The organism is Corynebacterium testudinoris, from assembly GCF_001021045.1.
In the GTDB taxonomy this organism is placed as follows: Bacteria; Actinomycetota; Actinomycetes; order Mycobacteriales; family Mycobacteriaceae; genus Corynebacterium; species Corynebacterium testudinoris.
The window spans coordinates 1,318,400-1,336,480 of the sequence record NZ_CP011545.1; the positions used below are offsets into that span (position 1 = coordinate 1,318,400).

The 18,081-nt window shown below is 62.7% G+C and carries 13 protein-coding genes and 1 pseudogene; 4 read left to right on the forward strand and 10 right to left on the reverse strand.

Annotation, left to right across the window (positions count from 1 at the left end; translation table 11 throughout):
- The first annotated feature begins 73 nt into the window (after positions 1 to 73).
- Entirely contained in the window at positions 74 to 673 is a 600-nt protein-coding gene (locus CTEST_RS06385) for a class I SAM-dependent methyltransferase (protein WP_047253039.1), read from the forward strand.
- 119 nt (positions 674 to 792) lie between these two features.
- Here the strand turns inward: CTEST_RS06385 and CTEST_RS06390 are convergent, their stop codons facing one another.
- From CTEST_RS06390 to CTEST_RS06425, 7 genes and pseudogenes are all read right to left on the reverse strand, one after another.
- Positions 793 to 1,968 carry a saccharopine dehydrogenase family protein gene (locus CTEST_RS06390; protein WP_047253040.1) on the reverse strand — a complete coding sequence of 392 codons (1,176 nt, stop codon included), beginning with the start codon at positions 1,966 to 1,968 and terminating at the stop codon, positions 793 to 795.
- Positions 1,969 to 1,991: 23 nt separating this feature from the next.
- Positions 1,992 to 4,102 (reverse strand): annotated as a pseudogene (locus tag CTEST_RS06395) (bifunctional hydroxymethylpyrimidine kinase/phosphomethylpyrimidine kinase).
- 38 nt (positions 4,103 to 4,140) lie between these two features.
- On the reverse strand, positions 4,141 to 4,959 hold the full coding sequence (thiM, locus tag CTEST_RS06405; protein WP_047253043.1) for a hydroxyethylthiazole kinase: 819 nt from the start codon (positions 4,957 to 4,959) through the stop codon (positions 4,141 to 4,143).
- A gap of 125 nt (positions 4,960 to 5,084) precedes the next feature.
- Positions 5,085 to 5,963: a pyruvate formate-lyase-activating protein gene (pflA, locus tag CTEST_RS06410; protein WP_047253044.1), complete on the reverse strand. Its 879-nt coding sequence runs from the start codon at positions 5,961 to 5,963 to the stop codon at positions 5,085 to 5,087.
- 9 nt (positions 5,964 to 5,972) lie between these two features.
- Positions 5,973 to 6,224: an autonomous glycyl radical cofactor GrcA2 gene (grcA2, locus tag CTEST_RS06415; protein WP_047253045.1), complete on the reverse strand. Its 252-nt coding sequence runs from the start codon at positions 6,222 to 6,224 to the stop codon at positions 5,973 to 5,975.
- Between the two features lie 13 nt (positions 6,225 to 6,237).
- A complete protein-coding gene (locus tag CTEST_RS06420) occupies positions 6,238 to 8,331 on the reverse strand; it encodes a pyruvate formate lyase family protein (RefSeq protein ID WP_047253046.1) in 2,094 nt (697 codons plus the stop codon).
- A 209-nt stretch (positions 8,332 to 8,540) separates the two neighbouring features.
- Positions 8,541 to 9,953, reverse strand: coding sequence for an NAD(P)/FAD-dependent oxidoreductase (locus tag CTEST_RS06425; RefSeq protein WP_047253047.1), 1,413 nt, complete (start codon positions 9,951 to 9,953; stop codon positions 8,541 to 8,543).
- A 152-nt stretch (positions 9,954 to 10,105) separates the two neighbouring features.
- Between CTEST_RS06425 and CTEST_RS06430 the strand changes: the two genes are divergently transcribed.
- The gene (locus CTEST_RS06430) at positions 10,106 to 11,386 is read left to right on the forward strand and encodes an SAM-dependent methyltransferase (protein WP_047253048.1); all 1,281 of its coding nucleotides are present in this window, start codon (positions 10,106 to 10,108) and stop codon (positions 11,384 to 11,386) included.
- Here the strand turns inward: CTEST_RS06430 and CTEST_RS06435 are convergent.
- Positions 11,383 to 14,313: an FAD-binding and (Fe-S)-binding domain-containing protein gene (locus tag CTEST_RS06435; protein ID WP_047253049.1), complete on the reverse strand. Its 2,931-nt coding sequence runs from the start codon at positions 14,311 to 14,313 to the stop codon at positions 11,383 to 11,385. The genes CTEST_RS06430 and CTEST_RS06435 overlap by 4 nt on opposite strands.
- 155 nt (positions 14,314 to 14,468) lie before the next feature.
- Between CTEST_RS06435 and CTEST_RS06440 the strand changes: the two genes are divergently transcribed.
- Together CTEST_RS06440 and CTEST_RS06445 are read left to right on the forward strand one after the other, a co-directional pair.
- Entirely contained in the window at positions 14,469 to 15,458 is a 990-nt protein-coding gene (locus CTEST_RS06440; RefSeq protein WP_083985465.1) for a bile acid:sodium symporter family protein, read from the forward strand.
- A gap of 37 nt (positions 15,459 to 15,495) precedes the next feature.
- On the forward strand, positions 15,496 to 15,975 hold the full coding sequence (locus CTEST_RS06445; protein ID WP_047253050.1) for an SRPBCC domain-containing protein: 480 nt from the start codon (positions 15,496 to 15,498) through the stop codon (positions 15,973 to 15,975).
- Between the two features lie 8 nt (positions 15,976 to 15,983).
- On the opposite strand, the gene CTEST_RS06450 is transcribed toward CTEST_RS06445, so the two are convergent.
- A complete protein-coding gene (locus tag CTEST_RS06450) occupies positions 15,984 to 16,745 on the reverse strand; it encodes an amidohydrolase family protein (protein WP_047253051.1) in 762 nt (253 codons plus the stop codon).
- A gap of 173 nt (positions 16,746 to 16,918) precedes the next feature.
- Complete coding sequence (locus CTEST_RS13340; RefSeq protein ID WP_158408152.1) at positions 16,919 to 17,779, reverse strand: serine hydrolase domain-containing protein; 861 nt, start codon at positions 17,777 to 17,779, stop codon at positions 16,919 to 16,921.
- Positions 17,780 to 18,081 lie beyond the last annotated feature (302 nt).

Here is an 18,081-nt window from a genome sequence, read left to right on the forward strand (position 1 = left end):
GCGATGAGGACAAGCTAACCGCCTTAGATTACCCGCCCCGTGAGGTGGGAGCGGCGTCCCTATACTGATTTCTATGAGCACGTGGAAAGAGATAACAGCAGCCAACCCAGCGCATTCGGAAAACTATGCGCGCCGGTGGCGCTCCATAGTCGCCGAAGGTCAGGACATCAACGGGGAAGCACGGCTTATCGACGCCCTCGTGCCCCGCGCCGCACGCATCCTCGACGCCGGCTGTGGCACCGGTCGGGTGGGTGGCTATTTGTCCGCCCGCGGCCACGACGTCGTCGGCACCGATATCGACCCGGTGCTCATCAACTACGCACGCAACGACTATCCCGATGCCCGGTGGGAAGTAGGGGACCTCAGCACTGATCCCATCCCAGAAGGCGGCTTCGATATCGCCGTCTCCGCGGGCAACGTCATGGGCTTTATTGATCCGGCGGGCCGCCGCGATGCCCTGGCTCACCTCGCCGAGGCACTGAAGCCCGGCGGGCGCCTCGTCGTCGGCTTCGGCGCGGGCCGCGGCTGGGGCTTCGACGATTTCCTCGACACCGCCCGCTCGGTGGGACTCGAGCCGGAGAACGTTTTCGAGTCCTGGGAGCTTGATCCCTTCGATGAGGACTCGACGTTCCTCGTTGCGATCTTGCGGGCAGGCTCCGAGACCACCGCGTAGCTGAACGCTAGTAGTTATATTTAGTCTACGAAGAAAAGGCGGTTTAGCTGCATCGACGTGAAGCTCTGCGCGCATCATGCACTACCGTTCTGGCCCAGCTGCGAGCAATGTCAATACAACTATGCGGGGTCGCCTGCCAGCGTGAAGCTCATCCCACCAGACTCCAACCGCTCCACGTAGGGTGCGCCGAGGGCCGTCGCGGGGGTGAGCACTCCGCCCGTCCCGCCGGGGTTGTGCAGCAGCGTGAGTGCGGCCTGGCTCAACATCATCGCCGTGACCTCATAGCCAGGATCGCCGAGGGCAGAGACTGTGCAGGTGACTTGGCGGCCAGATTCAGTGGTGCCGACGTGCCGGACTGTGAAGCGTCCCTTCTTCCGGTCCGTCTCGGAGGGGCCTTCCCCGGGGCTGGGAATCCACCGTTGGGCGAACTTTTGCTGAATAACCCAGAACAATCCGGCGGTGATTCCTGCGAGTCCGAGAGCCCGGATGCGGCCCCATAGCCCCCGGCCGGTGGCCCAGCGCTCGTGGTAGCGGAAGGGCCCATAGGCGTGATCGCGGAGGGAGTTGGAGCGGCGGACGATGCGGGTGTTGAACATGGCCATGAAGAAGGGGCCGGACCAGCGGCCGTCTGCAAGCTTGGTCACGTCGAAGTCTTTTTCCAGGCCCTCAATGCGCGGTTCCGCGGAAGGGATGGGGGAGAGGGTGTAGGGGTTGTGGAGCAATCGAGCCTGGTCGCGGTCCGATCGAGCCTGGGCGGAGACGGCACGCATGGAATCGATCGTGCCGCCGGAAATCCCGCCCTTGAGTTCCTCTACCACCATGGTGACCTCGCGGAATGGCTCTCCAGCGTAGCTGTGCAGGGCGAACATCCCCATGTCAGAGGGGACCGAGTCGAAGCCGCACGACGAGACAATTCGGGCACCGCTTTGCTGCGCTGTCGGGTGGTATTGATCAATCATGTCGCGGATGAACAGTGCTTCGCCGCAGAGGTCGACGTAGTCGGTACCGGCCTCGGCGCAGGCACGCACGAGTTGTTCACCCAGGCGGGTGTACGGGCCTACGCAGGAGATGACGACCTTGGTGCGAGCCGCCAGGGTCGTCATATCGGCGGCATCAAGGGCGTCGACGGCGATGATGTCCCACTCCACGCCGAGTTCGTCTCTCACCGCCTCCAGCTTGGCCGCGTCACGGCCGGAAAGCCCGACCTGTATGCCGGGGATCGTGCTCAGGTACTGGGCGGTCAGCCGACCGACGAAGCCGGTGGCGCCGTGGACAACGATATCGAGATCAGTCATGCGCTCCAGCCTAGAGCCAGTGTCTACCACGCCCGGTCTGCTTGGTCGAAAAACTCTCGCTCGTGGACGCAGGCGGTGAGATAGGCCCGGGTTGCGGCCTGGCGCTGCTCGTCAGTGGCCACCGATAGCGCCCGTTCCACCCGAGCAATAGCGCCGCGGGCACCGTGGATGAATTCCTCGCCCCCGTAGGTGTTCAACCAGGCGTGATAGGGATGATCGGCGTGATTGTCAGCCATGAGGTCGAGCCCGATTTCGGCGTAGAGCCAGTAGCAGGGCAAGACGGCAGCCGCGCCGACCACGTAGTCCTCCACGGCGGTCGTCGCCACGAGGAAGTCGGTGTAGGCCATGGTGATGTGCGAGGGTGCGGAGATGGTCAGGTCGTGTCCATGGAGCCAGCTGCGGTGCAGTTCGGCTTCGGCGACGATGCAACCGGTGGCGCCTTCTGACCATCCGACCTGAGCTTCCTGGTCGGGGGCTGCGGCAGAGAGCAGGGCCAAGGCGCGGGAGTAGCGGCTTAAGTACTGGGCATCTTGGTCGAGGTAGAACCCGAAGTCACTCGCCGGCAAGTTTCCCGCGCGCAATCCTTGGATGAAGGGCAGCTCCATGATGTCGTGCCACACCTGGCCGGTGAGGTCCCAGAGTTTCTGGGTATGGGGTCCCGCAGAGGCGAGGTGAGGAGTCGGTGCGGGGAGGGTGGAAAACTCGCCCCGCAGGTGCGGCCATGGCGCGGCCGAGGCGGCCGTCGCTAATCGACGTCCGCGGTGCCCATGGTCCACCGGCCCGTTCCCGCTTCCCACGCCGAGGGAATCGGCATGGGAGATGGCTTCGTGGAGCCAGCGAGTTGACCAGGCGAGAGCTTCTTCCACTGATTCCCCGGCACCGATCCTCGTGGCCAAGGCCGAGGAAAGGGAGCAGCCGGTCCCGTGGGTGTTCCTCGTGTCCACACGCGGGCTGGGCACCCGGTGGACGTCGCCGGTGGGGGTGACGACGGCGTTGTCGGCGACCGGTCCGGTCAGGTGTCCGCCTTTGACGATGACCACGGTCCCCGACGTCCGGGCTAGCCCCGCGGCCTGTACCAGCGCCGCATCAAAATCGGCGGCTATGTCTTCCTCGACGAGGACGGCCAATTCCCTCAGGTTTGGGGTGACCACATCGACCTCGGCGACCAGCGCCCGAACCGCAGCTTCGGCGGCTTCATCAAGAAGCCGATCCCCCGAGCTGGCCACCATGACGGGGTCGAGGACGACCGGACCGTGGGCGAATTGCTGCAGGGCGGCGCGGACGGTGTCGACAGTCTCGGCGTCGCCAAGCATGCCGATCTTGATGGCATCGACGGTGACGTCCGTGAAGACTGCCTCCAGCTGATCGGTGAGAAACTCGAGCGGGGGAGCGAATACCGAGCGAACCCCGCGGGTGTTTTGCGACACCAGCGCCGTGACCACCGACATGCCGTAGCCTCCGGCTGCCACGATGGATTTGAGGTCGGCCTGGATTCCGGCCCCACCCGTGGGATCGGTGCCGGCGATGGACAGAATGCGGGGGATCATAGAGTCGATGCCTCTCGAAGTTGGTGAGCAGCCGTCCGGGGGTCAGGTGCGGCCATGATGGCTGAAACAACGCAGATCCCGTCCCAGGATGATCCGGAAAACCCGCCAGCGGTGGCCTGCTGAATCCCACCGATGGCCACGGCGGGTATGCCCACCTCCTGTGCACGGGAAGCCAGCTCAGTGGCCAGCGGCAGGCCCAGGCCCGCCGGGGCGTCGGCCTTGGTGGAGGTATCGAAGACGGGGCCGATGCCGACAACCGAGGGGAACGGCGGAGCACAGCCAAGCAGACGATCGAACTCGGCATGGGAGCCGATGGATAGCCCGATCATCGGCTCCGGCCCGAGGATTCTTCTGGCGCGGGCCAACGGCATATCGTCTTGCCCAAGGTGAAGGTGGCAGCCGACGCGGCGGGCCACCTCGACGCGGTCATTGATGAACAGGGGGACTTGGGGACCCACGACGTCGAGCACTTCCCGGGCCGTGGCCTCCAGTTCCTCGTCAGAGCTCACCTTGTCGCGCAGCTGCACCACGCTGACCCCACCAGCCACGGCGTCGGCGACCACGTCAACCACCCGACGATCGCTCATGTCTGGGTCGGTGACCAGGTACAAGCCCCAGTCCACCGTCACTGGGTGTCCTCCACGTTGACGAGGTCATGGACCATGTCCGGGCAGACCTCATACAAAGCGTCGAGCCAGGCGACCCGGAAGCTGCCGGGTGACATCGTCTTGCGGGCGGCGATCTGGCCCGCGGCGCCCACGTGGGCATGCGCGGCGATGACTGCGGAATGGGCATTGGCGCCGGGGATGGAGAGGTAGGCCGCTGTCAATCCACCCAGCGCACACCCAGTGCCCACGACGCGTTGGAGGAGGCCGCTGCCGCTGGTCAGCCAACTGGAGCGGGATGGCGAGACAATGAGGTCGACCGGGCCGGAGACCGCGACCACGCCGCCGGTGCGCTCCGCGAGGAGATGTGCGGCGTTGAAGGCGCCGGGGACGTCATGGAGCGAATCGACGCCTTTGCCGACCACGTCCTCCCCAGCCAGGGCCCGGATCTCGGAAGCGTTGCCCCGGATTGCCGTCGGATGGCTGTCGAGCAAGGAGTAGAGGAACTCGGTGCGAAATCTGGCAGCCCCAATGCCCACCGGATCGAGAACCCAGGGCTTGTTGGAGGCGTTGGCCGTGGCAATCGCCGTGCGCATGGCATCCAGGCTGTCGCGGGTGGGGGTACCAGAGTTGATGAGGATCCCGTCGGCCTTCGAGGCGAACTCTTCGACCTCGAGGGGAGAGTCCGCCATGACCGGTGATGCCCCCGCAGCCAGAAGTACATTGGCGGTAATTTCTTGGACCACAGAGTTGGTCAGGCAATGCACTAGCGGTGCGTGCTCGCGCAGGGATGCGACGAGAACCGGAAAGGTACTGGTAGAAAGCCCGGAAGAGGCCATGACTATCCCTTCGCAAGTGCAAACTGGTGCAGTGTCAATGAGTTTGCGCTCAGCGCGGTTGCTGTGTGCACCCCATGTCATCTGCTCCATACGCTAGCAGAGCAAGCGGCCAATCCTTTAAAGGGCTAGTACGTCAGCATCCCCCGTGATCGGAAGACCTCACGGACCTCGTTGACTGATTCGGGGGTAGGAGGTCTGACGTCTGACAGCTGGTAAGTCATGTCCAACTCACGCCACTTATCGGCACCCATGTTGTGGAAGGGGAGGACCTCCACCCGCTCCACATTCGGCCAGCGGGAGACAATGTCGGCCACGCTTGCCACATTCGCCGGATCGTCCGTCAGCCCCGGTACGAGGACAAAACGAACCCACACCGGCTTGTTGGCCGCCGCGAGGCGATCACCGAAGTCGATGGTGGGCTGCAACTCCCGGCTGGTGACCCGTTTGTACGTATCGGGGTCGCCGGACTTCACGTCAAGCAAGACTAGATCGATGTTGTCCAAGTCCTCATCGCGCAACCGCGACCCCAGGAAGCCGGAGGTATCAATCGCGGTGTGGATGCCGGCCGCGTGGACCTCGGCCAGGACACGACGGGTGAAGGCGATCTGGAAGAGCGGCTCGCCACCAGAGATGGTCAACCCGCCTTGCGAGGCCTGAAAAACTCGCTTGTAGCGTGTGATCCGCTTGACCACGTCCTCGACCTTTTCCAAGGTTCCGGTGCGCATTTCCATCGTGTCGGGGTTGTGGCAGTACAGGCAACGCAGGGGACAGCCGCTGAGAAACAGCGTCATGCGCGTGCCAGGACCATCGACCGCGGTGACCATTTCCCACGAATGCACGAGGGCCACGTCACCGGTTTGCCGGGCTGCCATGAGCTCCGGGCGGGTCAGATCTTCCGCCAGGTCTTCGGTGCCGCCGAGGCCGCCTGCCACGCCGCGGACTCGCTCGCCCACCTCTGGTTCGAGGTGGACGACCCCGGTGACCCCGTCCGAACTATGGGCCATCGAAATTACTTAGGCTCCGTGGTGGAACGTGCGGGAGATAATGTCGCGCTGCTGTTCCTCGGTGAGCTTGACAAAGTTCACGGCGTAGCCGGAGACGCGAACGGTGAGGTTCGGGTAATCCTCCGGGTGAGCCATGGCGTCATGGAGGGTCGACTCGTCCAACACGTTGATGTTGGCGTGGTAAAGGCCGGACTCCATGTTGTGCTCGGCGCGGTTGGCCTTCATGTCGTTGAGGCGCTCGTCGTAAGTCTTGGTGGACATATCTAGGTTCTCCTTAGTTCTCGTCCATGATGAAGCCGGCATCGAGGACACCGACGAGGTTGGACACCTGCTCGTCCTTGGTGCGGCCGAGGCCGGACGGGGTGATGGTGTTGGTGAGTGAGATGCCGTCGAGGGCATCGTGGTAGTCAAGCTTGCCCACGGACAGCATGGACGCGACCATGCCGTGGTTGTCGGCGCCGTTCTCCGGGTTGGCTCCGGGAGCAAACGGGGTGCCCGCGCGGTGGCCGGAGGGGAAGTTGCCGGTGGCCTTGCCGTAGACGACGTTAGAGGTGATCGTCAGGACCGACTGGGTCGGGATGGCATCCCGGTACATCGGAATTTCCTTGATCTTCGCCATGACGGTGTGGACGATGGTGGCGGCAATATCATCGGCGCGGTCGTCGTCATTGCCATAGACCGGGAAGTCGCCCTCTGTGATGAAGTCCACGATGAGGCCGGTGTCGTCGCGGACCGGGGTGACCTTGGCGTACTTGATGGCCGATAGGGAGTCGGCGACGATGGACAGGCCTGCGATGCCGCAGCCCATGGAGCGAACGATGTCCGAGTCATGGAGGGCCATCTCGATGGCCTCGTAGGCGTACTTGTCATGGCTCCAGTGGATGATGTTGAGGGCCTCGACGTAGGTCCCGATGACCCAGTTGAGCATTTCCTCGTACTTGTTCCAGACCTCGTCGAAGTCGAGCGGGCCGTCGCCTTCGATGGGGCTGAATTCGCCCTCAGTGGTGATTTGCTTACCGGTTACTTCGTCGCGGCCGCCGTTAATGGCGTAGAGCAGGGATTTCGCGGCGTTGACGCGGGCGCCAAAGAACTGCATTTGCTTGCCCACGGCCATCGGCGACACGCAGCAGGCAATCGCCGAGTCATCGCCCCAGCGGTCACGGATCTGCTTGTCCGACTCGTACTGGATGGAGGAGGTCTCGATCGAGATCGCGGCGCAGAAATCCTTGTAGCCGGCCGGCAACTGCGGATCCCAGAACACCGTGATGTTCGGCTCCGGAGCGGGGCCCAGGTTGCGCAGGGTCTGGAGCAAGCGGAAGGAGGTCTTGGTAACCTGCGGGCGGCCGTCAGCCATGAAGCCTGCGTCCGACCAGGTGGCCCAGTAGGGGTCGCCGGAGAAGATCTGGTCGTAGTCGATGGTGCGCAGGAAGCGGACGATGCGCAGCTTGAGCACCAGCGAATCGATGATCTCCTGAGCGTCTTCCTCCGTGATGGTGCCGTTGGCCAAGTCACGTTCGAAGTAGATGTCGAAGAAGGAGGACAGGCGGCCGATGGACATGGCGGCGCCGTCCTGGGACTTCACGGCGCCGAGGTAGCCAAAGTAGGTCCACTGCACTGCTTCTTGGGCGGTGGCGGCGGGGCCGGAGATGTCGAAGCCGTAGGAAGCGGCCATCGTCTTGAGCTTCTTCAGAGCCTTGATCTGCTCGGAGTGCTCCTCACGGAAGCGGGCCCAGTGCTCGGAGAAACCTTGGGGGCCGGCGGCGTGCTTGGAGGCCTCCTTCTCGGCGATGAGTTTGTCCACGCCGTAGAGGGCGACGCGGCGGTAGTCACCGATAATTCGGCCGCGGCCGTAGGCATCGGGGAGGCCGGTGATGATGTGGGAGGAGCGAGCGGCGCGGATGCGCGGGGTGTAGACATCGAAGACAGCTTCGTTGTGGGTCTTGCGGTAGCGGGTGAAGATCTTCTTGATGTCTTCGTTCGGCTCTAGGTTGGCTTCCCGAATCGCGGTCTCCACCATGCGCCATCCGCCGTAGGGCATCATGGCGCGCTTGAGCGGGGTATCGGTCTGCAGGCCGACGATGACGTTGTCGTCGTCGCTGATGAAACCGGGCGCGAAGGCGTCGATGTCGGCGGGGGTGGAAGTGTCGACGTCATAGACGCGGCGCTGGCGCTCGACGGACAGGTAGTTGTCTTCCAGATGCTTCCAGGTGCGGAGGGTCTTCTCGGTGGGGCCGGACAGGAACTCGGCATCTCCGGAATAAGGGGTGAAATTGCGGGAGATGAAGTCGCGGACGTCGATGGCTTCTTGCCATGGGCCCTCATGGAAACCTTCCCAAGCCTGGGTGTCAGGCGCGGTAACGGTGGTCACAGTTGGTACCTCTCAGAGTGTTCTCTTGTGTGATGAACAGTAAACCGTGACGCGGTGTGACCCAGACGTCACTGTATTCTCGCCCAGTATACGTGGTCTGACCACATTTTGTCGCAGGGCGTGACCACCGGGGACGTCGATAGGCAAAAACCGACGACCCGCCTTCCCGGAAGGGAGGCGGGCCGCCGGTGTCAATCAAGCGGGGGCAGTTACTTCTTGCCGGTGAACTTCGCGGTATCGCGCAGCTCGATCGGGGTATCGCCCTCAATCTCGGAGGTGAACTGCTGCAGCTTCATCAACGCGGTGCGCGAGTGGAGCTGCTGGCGAGTGGTCGCGAGGTTGTAGCGGGTGCGCGAGACACTGTTCACACCCCAGTTGAGCATGGAGACGAGGCGGTTGCGGAAGCCGACGAGGAAGACGACGTGCACGCCCAGCCACAACAGCCAGCCTGCGAAGCCGGTGACCTCGACCTTGCCCATCTTCACCACGGCATTGAAGCGGGAGACGATGGCCATGGAGCCCTTGTCAAAGTACTCGAAGTCCTCGCGCTGCTCCGGGGTGGACTTGCCGGAGGCCTCGTTGACCAGGTTTTCAGCGACATACTGGCCGGCCTGGATGGCCACCTGGGCCACTCCGGGCAGACCGTTGTAGTTCATCATGTCGCCGACGACGAAGACGTTGCCGTAGTCACCAACGGAGAGGTCCGGGTTGACCATGACGCGGCCAGCGCGATCGATCTCCACCCCGGCCTGCCCGGCGATGAGCTTGCCCAGCGGGGACGCAGCCACGCCGGCGGACCAGATCTTGGTGAAGGCCTCGATGGTGTGCTCGGTGCCGTCGTTGGCGTTTTTGTAGGTGACGGTCTTCTCGTCGACATTGGTCACCAGCGCGTTGAGGCGGACATCGACGCCGAGGCGCTCCAGCTCGCGCTGCGCGTTGCGGCCCAGGCGCTTGCCAAACGGCGGGAGAACCTGCGGAGCGCCGTCCAGCAGAATGATCTTCGCGGCCGAAGTGGAGAAGTTAGAGTACTCGGACACCAGGGTGCGGTGGGAGAGCTCGGCCAACTGGCCGGCCAGCTCCACGCCGGTCGGGCCGGCTCCGACGATGACGAAGGTGAGCTGACGCTCGCGCTGAGCGGCATCCTTGGCCAGCTCGGCGCGCTCGAAAGCACCGATGACGCGGGCGCGGATCTCCAACGCATCATCAATAGTCTTCATGCCCGGCGCGAACTCGGCGAAGTGATCATTGCCAAAGTAGGACTGCGACGCGCCCGCCGCGACGATGAGGGAGTCATACTCAAACACGCGATCATACGCGCCGAGCGAGGTGGTGACCAGGCGGTTTTCCAGGTCGACGTCCGTGACCTCAGCCTTGACCACGCTCACGTTTTCCTGATTGCGCAGCACCTGGCGCGTGGAGGGGGCGATCTCGCCGGAGGAAAGGATGCCGGTGGCTACTTGGTAGAGCAGCGGCTGGAACAGGTGATGGTTGGTGCGGTCGATGAGCGTGACGTCGACGTCAGCCTTCTCGAATTCCTTAGCGGCAAACAGGCCTCCGAACCCGGAACCGACGATGACCACATGGTGGCGTCCACTTTCAGGACGAAAGGGGGTGTTAGACATGAGATTGTTTCCTCAACTGTTCTACGGGCGGAAAAGATCACCCCTACTTTAGACCCTCATATGACTAATCACAGTTCGGGTCACAACAACTGGGGTTTTCGCACGCCGCGCCTGCCGGGAATTGCCTTGTCAGATGGATAGGATGACCGCTTGTGAGGCCCTCCCATCTCGACACCATCGACGCGCAAGCGTGGCCCGGAATCGCCCAGGTGCCTTCCGGCTTGCTTATCGACGTCCGCGCGCGCCTCGCCGAGGCTGCTTTCGCCCGCGCCTGCAGCAATGCCGGTCTCTCCCTCGATCCCGAGGGAGGAGCCGACCTTATCGTGGAACGCGAAGAGCTGTTTTCCCGCCTCGCCGCTTCCGGGTGGCTGGGTGTAGCGGAGGGCTATTTGGCCGGGGAGTGGCGGACCGATTCCCTCACCGATGTCCTGGCGGCTTTTCTGCGGACCGGTTACCGCCCGCGCGGGATCTCCCGTGTGCCCGCGGCGGTGGGGAGCGGGGGAGAGATCCCCGCCGAACTAGTCTATTTGAGTTCCGGCGATGGCATGAGCGATTTCAGCGGTGTCTTCGCCTCGGGCGTCCCGACGACTGTCCGCACCTCTGTTCCTTCCCATGCCCCAGATGGTCCGGATACCCATTTCATCGACCTGACGACGTTCACCCCACCGCTCGGCGCCGAGCGCGGGGATTTGGGCGACGCGCAGCGTCGCACCGCCGAGATGCTTCTCGACGCCGCCCTGGTCACCCCCGGCACTCACCTCATGGAATTCCCCAGCTCCGGTGGGGCGGTGGCGATGGGTGCGGCGAAGCGGCGGGCGACCGTCGATACGCTGACTGCTGATGCCGCGCAGGCGGCGGCCGTGCGTGAACGGCTGACCTTCGCTGGGGTGGAGGATAACGTGCACACCGATGTCATTGCGCAGCCGGTGCCAGGGCCGCGTGATTGGTTGGGCCGCTACGACTCGATCATAAGTGTAGACAAGTTGGCGGTTCTCGAGCCGCGCGAACGGATCGAGTTGCTCCGGTCCTTCGACCGCATCCTCGACCACGGCGGCCGCATCGCCCTCCAGACCCCGGTGGCGACGGAGGCGATGACCCCCGCGGCGCGCGCCGCCCTCGGTGCCCTGCGGGCCTACATCTGGCCCGGCCTCGACTATCCAACCGTCGTGGACGTGCAGACGCTGGTCGACCGCGAAACCGGGTTGCGCGTCGTCGGACAAACTCACCTCGCCGAGCACGCGCAGCAGACCCTAGCCATGCAGCGTTCCCTTTTCGAGGGCCACTCCCGCGAAGCCGCCGCCGACGGCTTCGACTCGGTGTACCGGCGCCTGTGGAGGTACCAATTCGCCCTCCGCGAGGCGATGTTCCGCCTGGGCATGCTCGACGTCGTCCAATTCACCCTGACGCATCGCCACCGACGGGGGCGTCGCTAAGGCGTCACCACCGGACGCGAGACCTTCTCCAACAGCACCGCAATGCTCTCGTAGGTGTGGCCAGAGGTCATCTCCAGGCCCATCTCGCAGGTACGGTTATCGGAGACGAAGGCGTCGAAATGGCCCGTGAGCTCGGCCATCTCCTCACTCGTCGCGGACTTGACCAACTCGGGGTGGAGCAACACCCGATCGCCCGCGGTACCGCAACACGTAGCCCGCTCCGGCACGACCAACTCATCCGCAGCGGCCTGCGTCAGATCCCGCAGCTGATCGTTGATGCCCATGTGCATCGTCGAACACGTCGGATGGACTGCAGCGCGACCAACCGTGCGCACGATGGGCAACCCCGGGAGCACCTCGCTGTGGAGCCACTCGACCACATCGAGGATCTGCAGCTGAGCAAACTGCTCGGCCAGCTCACCGTCCAAGGCGTGCGGCACCTGCTCAAGCAAGCCGTGGGTGCAGCTGGCGGCGTCGACGACAACCGGGAGAGCACCATTGTCCGACCACTCCACCAAGTCGCGGGCGATCTGCTGGGCCTGGTAGTTAAAGCCCTCCTTGTAGCCCTTGGATGACCACGGGGTTCCGCAGCAATCACCGGCCACTCCCTCGGGGATCCACACCGGGCGACCCGAACGTCGGCCGAGTTCCACCACCGACTCCGGCAGACTCAAGTGATCAGGGGAGGCATCGCCGGGTTGACCGAAGATCCGGTTGACACAGGCGGGGAAGTAGAGGGCACTGGCCCCTTCGCGCGTGGTGAGCGGGAGGTGAGAGGCGGCGGCGTCGGGCAGCGGGCCGGGCACCGTGGGCAGCAGGTCCTCATTGATGAGCGTGCGGCCGAGGTTGGCGGCGCCCCGCAGAAGGGGAGTGGGGAGCTTCTCCGCCACGCTCATACCGACGCGGGCGGTCTTTTCCACCGCGGCCCAGTTCTTGGCGGTGCTCAGCGCCACCTTCTTCGCGCCTGAAGAATGCTGTTGGGCGCGCAACTGCTTCATCGCCGCGCCCGTGTCGATGCTGATCGGGCAGGGGATCGAACACGTCCCATCCACCGCACACATGTCTATACCATCGTATTGGAACTCCTCCTGGAGCTTCTCCAATACCTTCGACCCCTCCGGCTGACGGGCCATCTCCCGGCGCAAGACAATGCGCTGGCGGGGAGTCACCGTGATGTGCCGCGACGGACACACCGGCTCGCAGAAACCACACTCAACACACTGGTTGATCTCCTCCTCGACCTGCGGGAAAGATTTAAAGTTCTGCAGGTGAACCAGGGGATCTCTGGTCAGCTTGACGTTGGGGGCGAGGATCCCGGCTGGGTCAAGGAGGTCCTTGACATCCCACATGAGCTCCCAGGCGCGGTCGCCCCACTCACGCTGGAGGAACGGGGCCATGTTGACGCCCGTTCCGTGCTCCGCCTTGAGCGAACCCTGATACTTGCCAATGACCAGGTCAGTGAGGTCATCGAGGAAGTTGGCGTAGGCCTCCCGCTCCTCTTCAATGTCGAATCTAGGCAGGAGGAAGAAGTGCAGGTTGCCAAAGGCCGCGTGACCCATCACCATCTCGGGGTACCCGTAGGACGCCAGTAGATCCAGCAGGTCAGCGGCGCCCGCACCGACATCGGCGGGCGGGAAGCAGACATCTTCAGTGATGAGCGCGCTGCCCTGGGGGCGATCGGCACCGATGAGCCCGAAGAGTCCATTGCGGATGCTCCAGGCTCCACGCATACCGTCCGGGGTGTCGTCGAAGCGCAGCGGACTGAGCAATTCCGCATTTATCAATACAGCTTCGGCGCGCTTGATGGCGTCGGCCAAATCCGCCTCATCCGTACCGCCAACCTCCAGCAGAAGGGCTGCGGCATTCTCATCGAAGTCGGCCCACTCGGCCGGTGCGGTGGGAAAATTGCCGACGGCCCGCTTAAGCACCGGGGCCACCAGGAGCTCGCAGGCCTCCGCGCCGGTCTCCATGAGGGCGTGGACATAGGAGGCTGCCTGGCGAAGATCGGGCAACATCACCCACGCCACGGCCTTCTTGCGGGGCAGGGGAATGGTGCGAATAACCGACTCGGTCACGGCGCCCAGAGTTCCCTCCGACGACACCATAAGGCGCAAGAGGATATCGACGGGCCGCTCCTCATCCAGGAAAGCATCGAGCCGCAGGCCGTTGGTATTGCGAATGGAGAACTTCCGCTGAAGCAGTGCTACCAGCTCGTCATCCCCCCGAATTTCCTCCCTAAGCGCGATGAGACCTGCGTGAATTTCCGGCTCGAGGCGGGCGAGTTGCTCATCCGCGTCCTCGGCGGCGGTGTCGATGACGGTGCCCGAGGGGAGCACGATCGTGGCCGACTCGAGGCTGTGATAGGTGTCGCGGGGGACGGAACAGCGCATACCGCCAGCGTTATCGGCGATGACACCACCGATGGTGCACACCGATGTTGACCCCGGGTCCGGGCCCAGCATGAAGCCGTGGCGGGCCAGCACTGCCTGGGCATCACCGAGAATCACGCCCGGACGAGACCACAGCCGAGCACCCTCATCCAGGACCTTCATTCCGCCGAAGTGCGTCTTGACGTCGACGAGGATGTCATCGGTCATCGCTTGGCCATTGAGAGAGGTACCGGCGGCGCGGAACACTAAGTGCCGGTTGTTCTGGCGAGCGTAGGCCATCAGTCCGGCCAAGTCCTGGGCATTCCGCGGCCGCACGACGACACTAGGAACTGTGCGATAGGGGCCAGCGTCCGAGGCATAGCGGACCAAGTCGCTCAGGCGGCCAAGGACGTTATCTTTGCCGACGATGCTGGCGAGTTCATCTAAGACCTGCTGAGGTGTGCCTTCGAGATAACGCTCGCTCACGGCATCAGCTTGAGACGTCGCTCCCTTGGGCCGCCCGATGGTCTGTGGTTGAGGGCTGAAGAGTTTTCGCATACCTCTCACCCTAATCCTGTGGACTTACCACCGTGGGAATTAGCGTATCCCAACCTCTGGGACCATGTTTCCATCTAGTGGAACGATGCGGTATCTTGAAAATACTTCATCCACGTTTCATCTATGCCAAATCAGGAAAGCCGGGGAACATCACCGTGACGACTTTCGCAGATAGCCACCGCACTACAACCGACGGCACGACGGTGGAGGACCGCTCCGCGACCCTCGCCGTTCTCGTCTTCCCCGTGGCAATCCTCATCGGCGCAGCAATAGCGTTCTTCAACCCCTCCATGATGGAACCCTTTGGGCCGCACGTGAGCACCATGCTCATGATCATCATGTTCTGCATGGGCCTCACCCTGACCATGCCCGACTTATCGACGATCGCCCGACGCCCATGGCCCATCTTCATCGGCGTAGCTTGTCAATACATCATCATGCCGCTCAGCGCTGTCGCCGCCGCTTGGATGCTCGGGTTTAGCCCCGAGCTCACCGTCGGCCTCATCATGCTGGGCTCCGTGCCCGGCGGCACCGCATCCAATGTCATCGCCTACCTGGCCAAGGGCGACGTCGCCCTCTCGGTGGCCATGACCAGCGTGTCCACGTTGATCTCTCCGATTGTCACTCCTCTCTTGATGCTGTGGCTTGCCGGACAGTCCACCGAAGTCGATGCCATGGGAATGACGATCTCCCTGCTCAAGACCGTGCTCATCCCGGTTTCCGCCGGCCTGCTCATCCGTCTGTTTGCCGGGAAGCTGGTGGACAAGATCCTGCCCATCCTGCCGTGGCTGTCCATCATCGTCATCGTCCTCGTGCTCATGACCGTCGTCGCCCGAAGCGCCTCCGTGCTGATCACCGTCGGATTGATCGCCGTCGCAGGTGTGGCCATCCAGAACTTCATCGGCTTCCTCGCCGGATACCTCCTGCCCAAGGTGCTCAAGCAAGACGTGGCCTCGTGCCGAACCACGTCCATCGAAGTTGCCACCCAGAACTCCGCGCTTGCCTCCGGCCTAGCCGGCCAATTCTTCAGCCCCGAGGCTGCCATCCCCGGCGCCATCGCTACCGTCTGGTCGAACATCACCGGCGCGATCTTCGCTGCCTTCTGCCGCCGAAACGACGCGCGAAAGGCCAAGCAGACCGTATAGTTGTGGCCAACCACGGAGGCTCAAGGAGGCCATTGCTATGACCAATCGCCAACCCACCGGAAGAGTCTCCGACGGGGAGATCATCATCAACCGCCACATCACGCACCCCGTGACTAACGTCTGGCGCTACCTCACCGAATCAGCCCTGCTAGGGGAGTGGTACGGCACTTATAGCGGAGATCCAGCCACTGGCGAGGTTCTCCTCACCACCCGGGAAGCTCCCGACCACCCCGGTGCCGCGCGCGTCCTTCACTGCACTTCGCCAGAGCGTCTCGAGGTGATGCTAGCTAGCCCCGCCGGCGAGTGGCGGCTCAGCGTTGCCCTCCAAGAAAGAGAGGGGGCCACAGCGTTAGAGTTCCGCCAGCCAGTAGGGGAGTTATCCTATTCGGCCGAAGACCTGGGCCCGGGGTGGGAGTACTACCTCGACGCACTAGAGCTCGCACTTGAAGGCGGGAACATCGAAAGCTTGGTCTGGGATGACTACCACCCAGCACTGTGCCCGCCCTATCGTGTATAGACAATTACCTACAGTCGAATAGGATCCAAATAGAGATCCTCGGCATTCGTGCGGAAAACCGCCTCCACATGCTCAGGCGACACAGAATCCTGAATGAGTTGGAGGTCATCCTCGTGGAACGGACGACGGGCCCGAGTAGACGGCAAATCCGTTCCAGCCATGAGAGCCGCGGGATTGATCTCCATGATCGCCTTCATCGCCTCAACCGCATCCACGTCGATCCGGCCAAACCCAGTGGCTTTCACTTTCACGCCTTCCTCCACGAGGCGAAGCAGATGGGGGAGACCCTCCTTGCTCATCCCCAGATGATCGATGCTCACTGCTGGAAGGTGGGCAAGAACGTCGTGGAGCTCCGGCAAGTGCCTAGAATCCACATAGAGCTCCGTGTGCCACCCCGCGACGTCGAAACAATGGCGGGCCAAGCTATCAAGTTCCGCCAAACCGGCCGAACCGCCTCGGGCGAGATTGAAGCGAACACCGCGGACTCCCGAGGCGTCCAACCGAAGTACCTCCGAGTCCGAAATATCGCCCGGGACCTGCGCGACCCCTACAAAGCAAGGGCCCAGCTTTCGGAGCGCCGCCACGAGGTAGCCGGTGTCGAAAGCTTGGAAAGATCCGGACACGACCGCGCCGCCCACCACATTGAGCTCTTTCGTCCGCCGCTGGTAGTCCTCAGTGGAGAAGCTCGGCGGCACGTAACCATTGTTCGGAATGAGTGGGTGGCGAGGGTCAATGATGTGGAAATGCGCGTCGAACAGTGCCGGGGACATAGCTTTGATTGTGTCACTTTTGGTGGGGTACCGCACCTAGACATCTGACATCAGTTCTATACGGGGGCAGGTGCAGGCCGTCCACAATAAATGACATAATGTACATTATCGGACTGCTGCTAGAGGGGTGTGGTCTGGGACTCGGTCAGCTAAGCCGCGAACCGCGCCTATAGCTACGCACTGTTCTCTAAGAGCTCCAACGCAACTGCTTCGATGTCGGTATCAGGCCAAGGAGTAACAATCGAGATAAGGACTCCTCGACGTCGATGAAGGTCAATGACGACGTGGGAAGCAAATCCCGACGCATAACCGTTGTGCCAGAAAATCTGCCTTCCATTGATGTCATCGAGCAACCATCCTGCTGCTACTGATCCGCTGGCGTCGGTGTGCCGGACTCTGAATGCGTCTGCATAGGGTCCGTCAACGCTGAGCATTGTGGAAAGTAGCTTGGTGAAGTCCAGGGCACTCCCTCTGATTGATCCCGCTGGCGCGTATCCAACACCTGCCCAGGGATGCTGCGTATTCCCCAGCACTGTATATGCCTTGGGTTCATTCGCTTTCCTTTGCATTCCTGGTTGTTGGACTTTCAGATTTCTGCAACCAAGGGGAACTTCGAGACGATTGCGAACCAAGTTGGGATAGTCAACCCCGTCGGCAGCCGCAAGAGCATGTCCAAGCGCCGAGGCCGCAAGGTTTGAGTAGCTAAAACTCCCCGGATCTTGCACCGGCGAATTGCGAAGCTGCCTCATTAAAGCTCCAAAGCTCTCGGGCTGAGGATCGCCTCCTGTAAATACGGACAGCACAGCTCGAATAGATGTGGCAGGTCCACCACCAACTGCGGGCAGCCCGGAAGTGTGAGTCAAGCATGACTCCAATGTGACTTGACCTGCAGGTGTGCCTTCAAGAGGTAGATAGTCCTGGAGTCGATCATCGGGCGAGATTCTTCCCAACTGGGTCAACTCGGTGTAAATCAACCCGTTGAGTCCTTTCCCAACGGAACCGATGTGGAAATTTCCGTCAATGGGGCTGCCCAATGTGGTGAATCTGGATCCGCGCTCGTTGACTGAAACAACGCACGCCGAATAGAAAGGCCTGTTGAGTGGGAGCTCCTCCAGGAATTGAGAAGAAAGATCAATGTCACCTTCAGCCGCTGATGTGGCTGTAATGCGCCTTGGTCTCATATCGGGCCAGCCTAGTGGGCGGTGCAGCGATCCGCTAGCGAGCACATTCAGACCTGGACGCGAAAAATGCGAGTGCTATCCCTGAGGAATGGTCCAAAATGATCATGGCGATGTGAAGATGACGTTTTGAGTAGACGCGTTAATCGAGTGTCTCA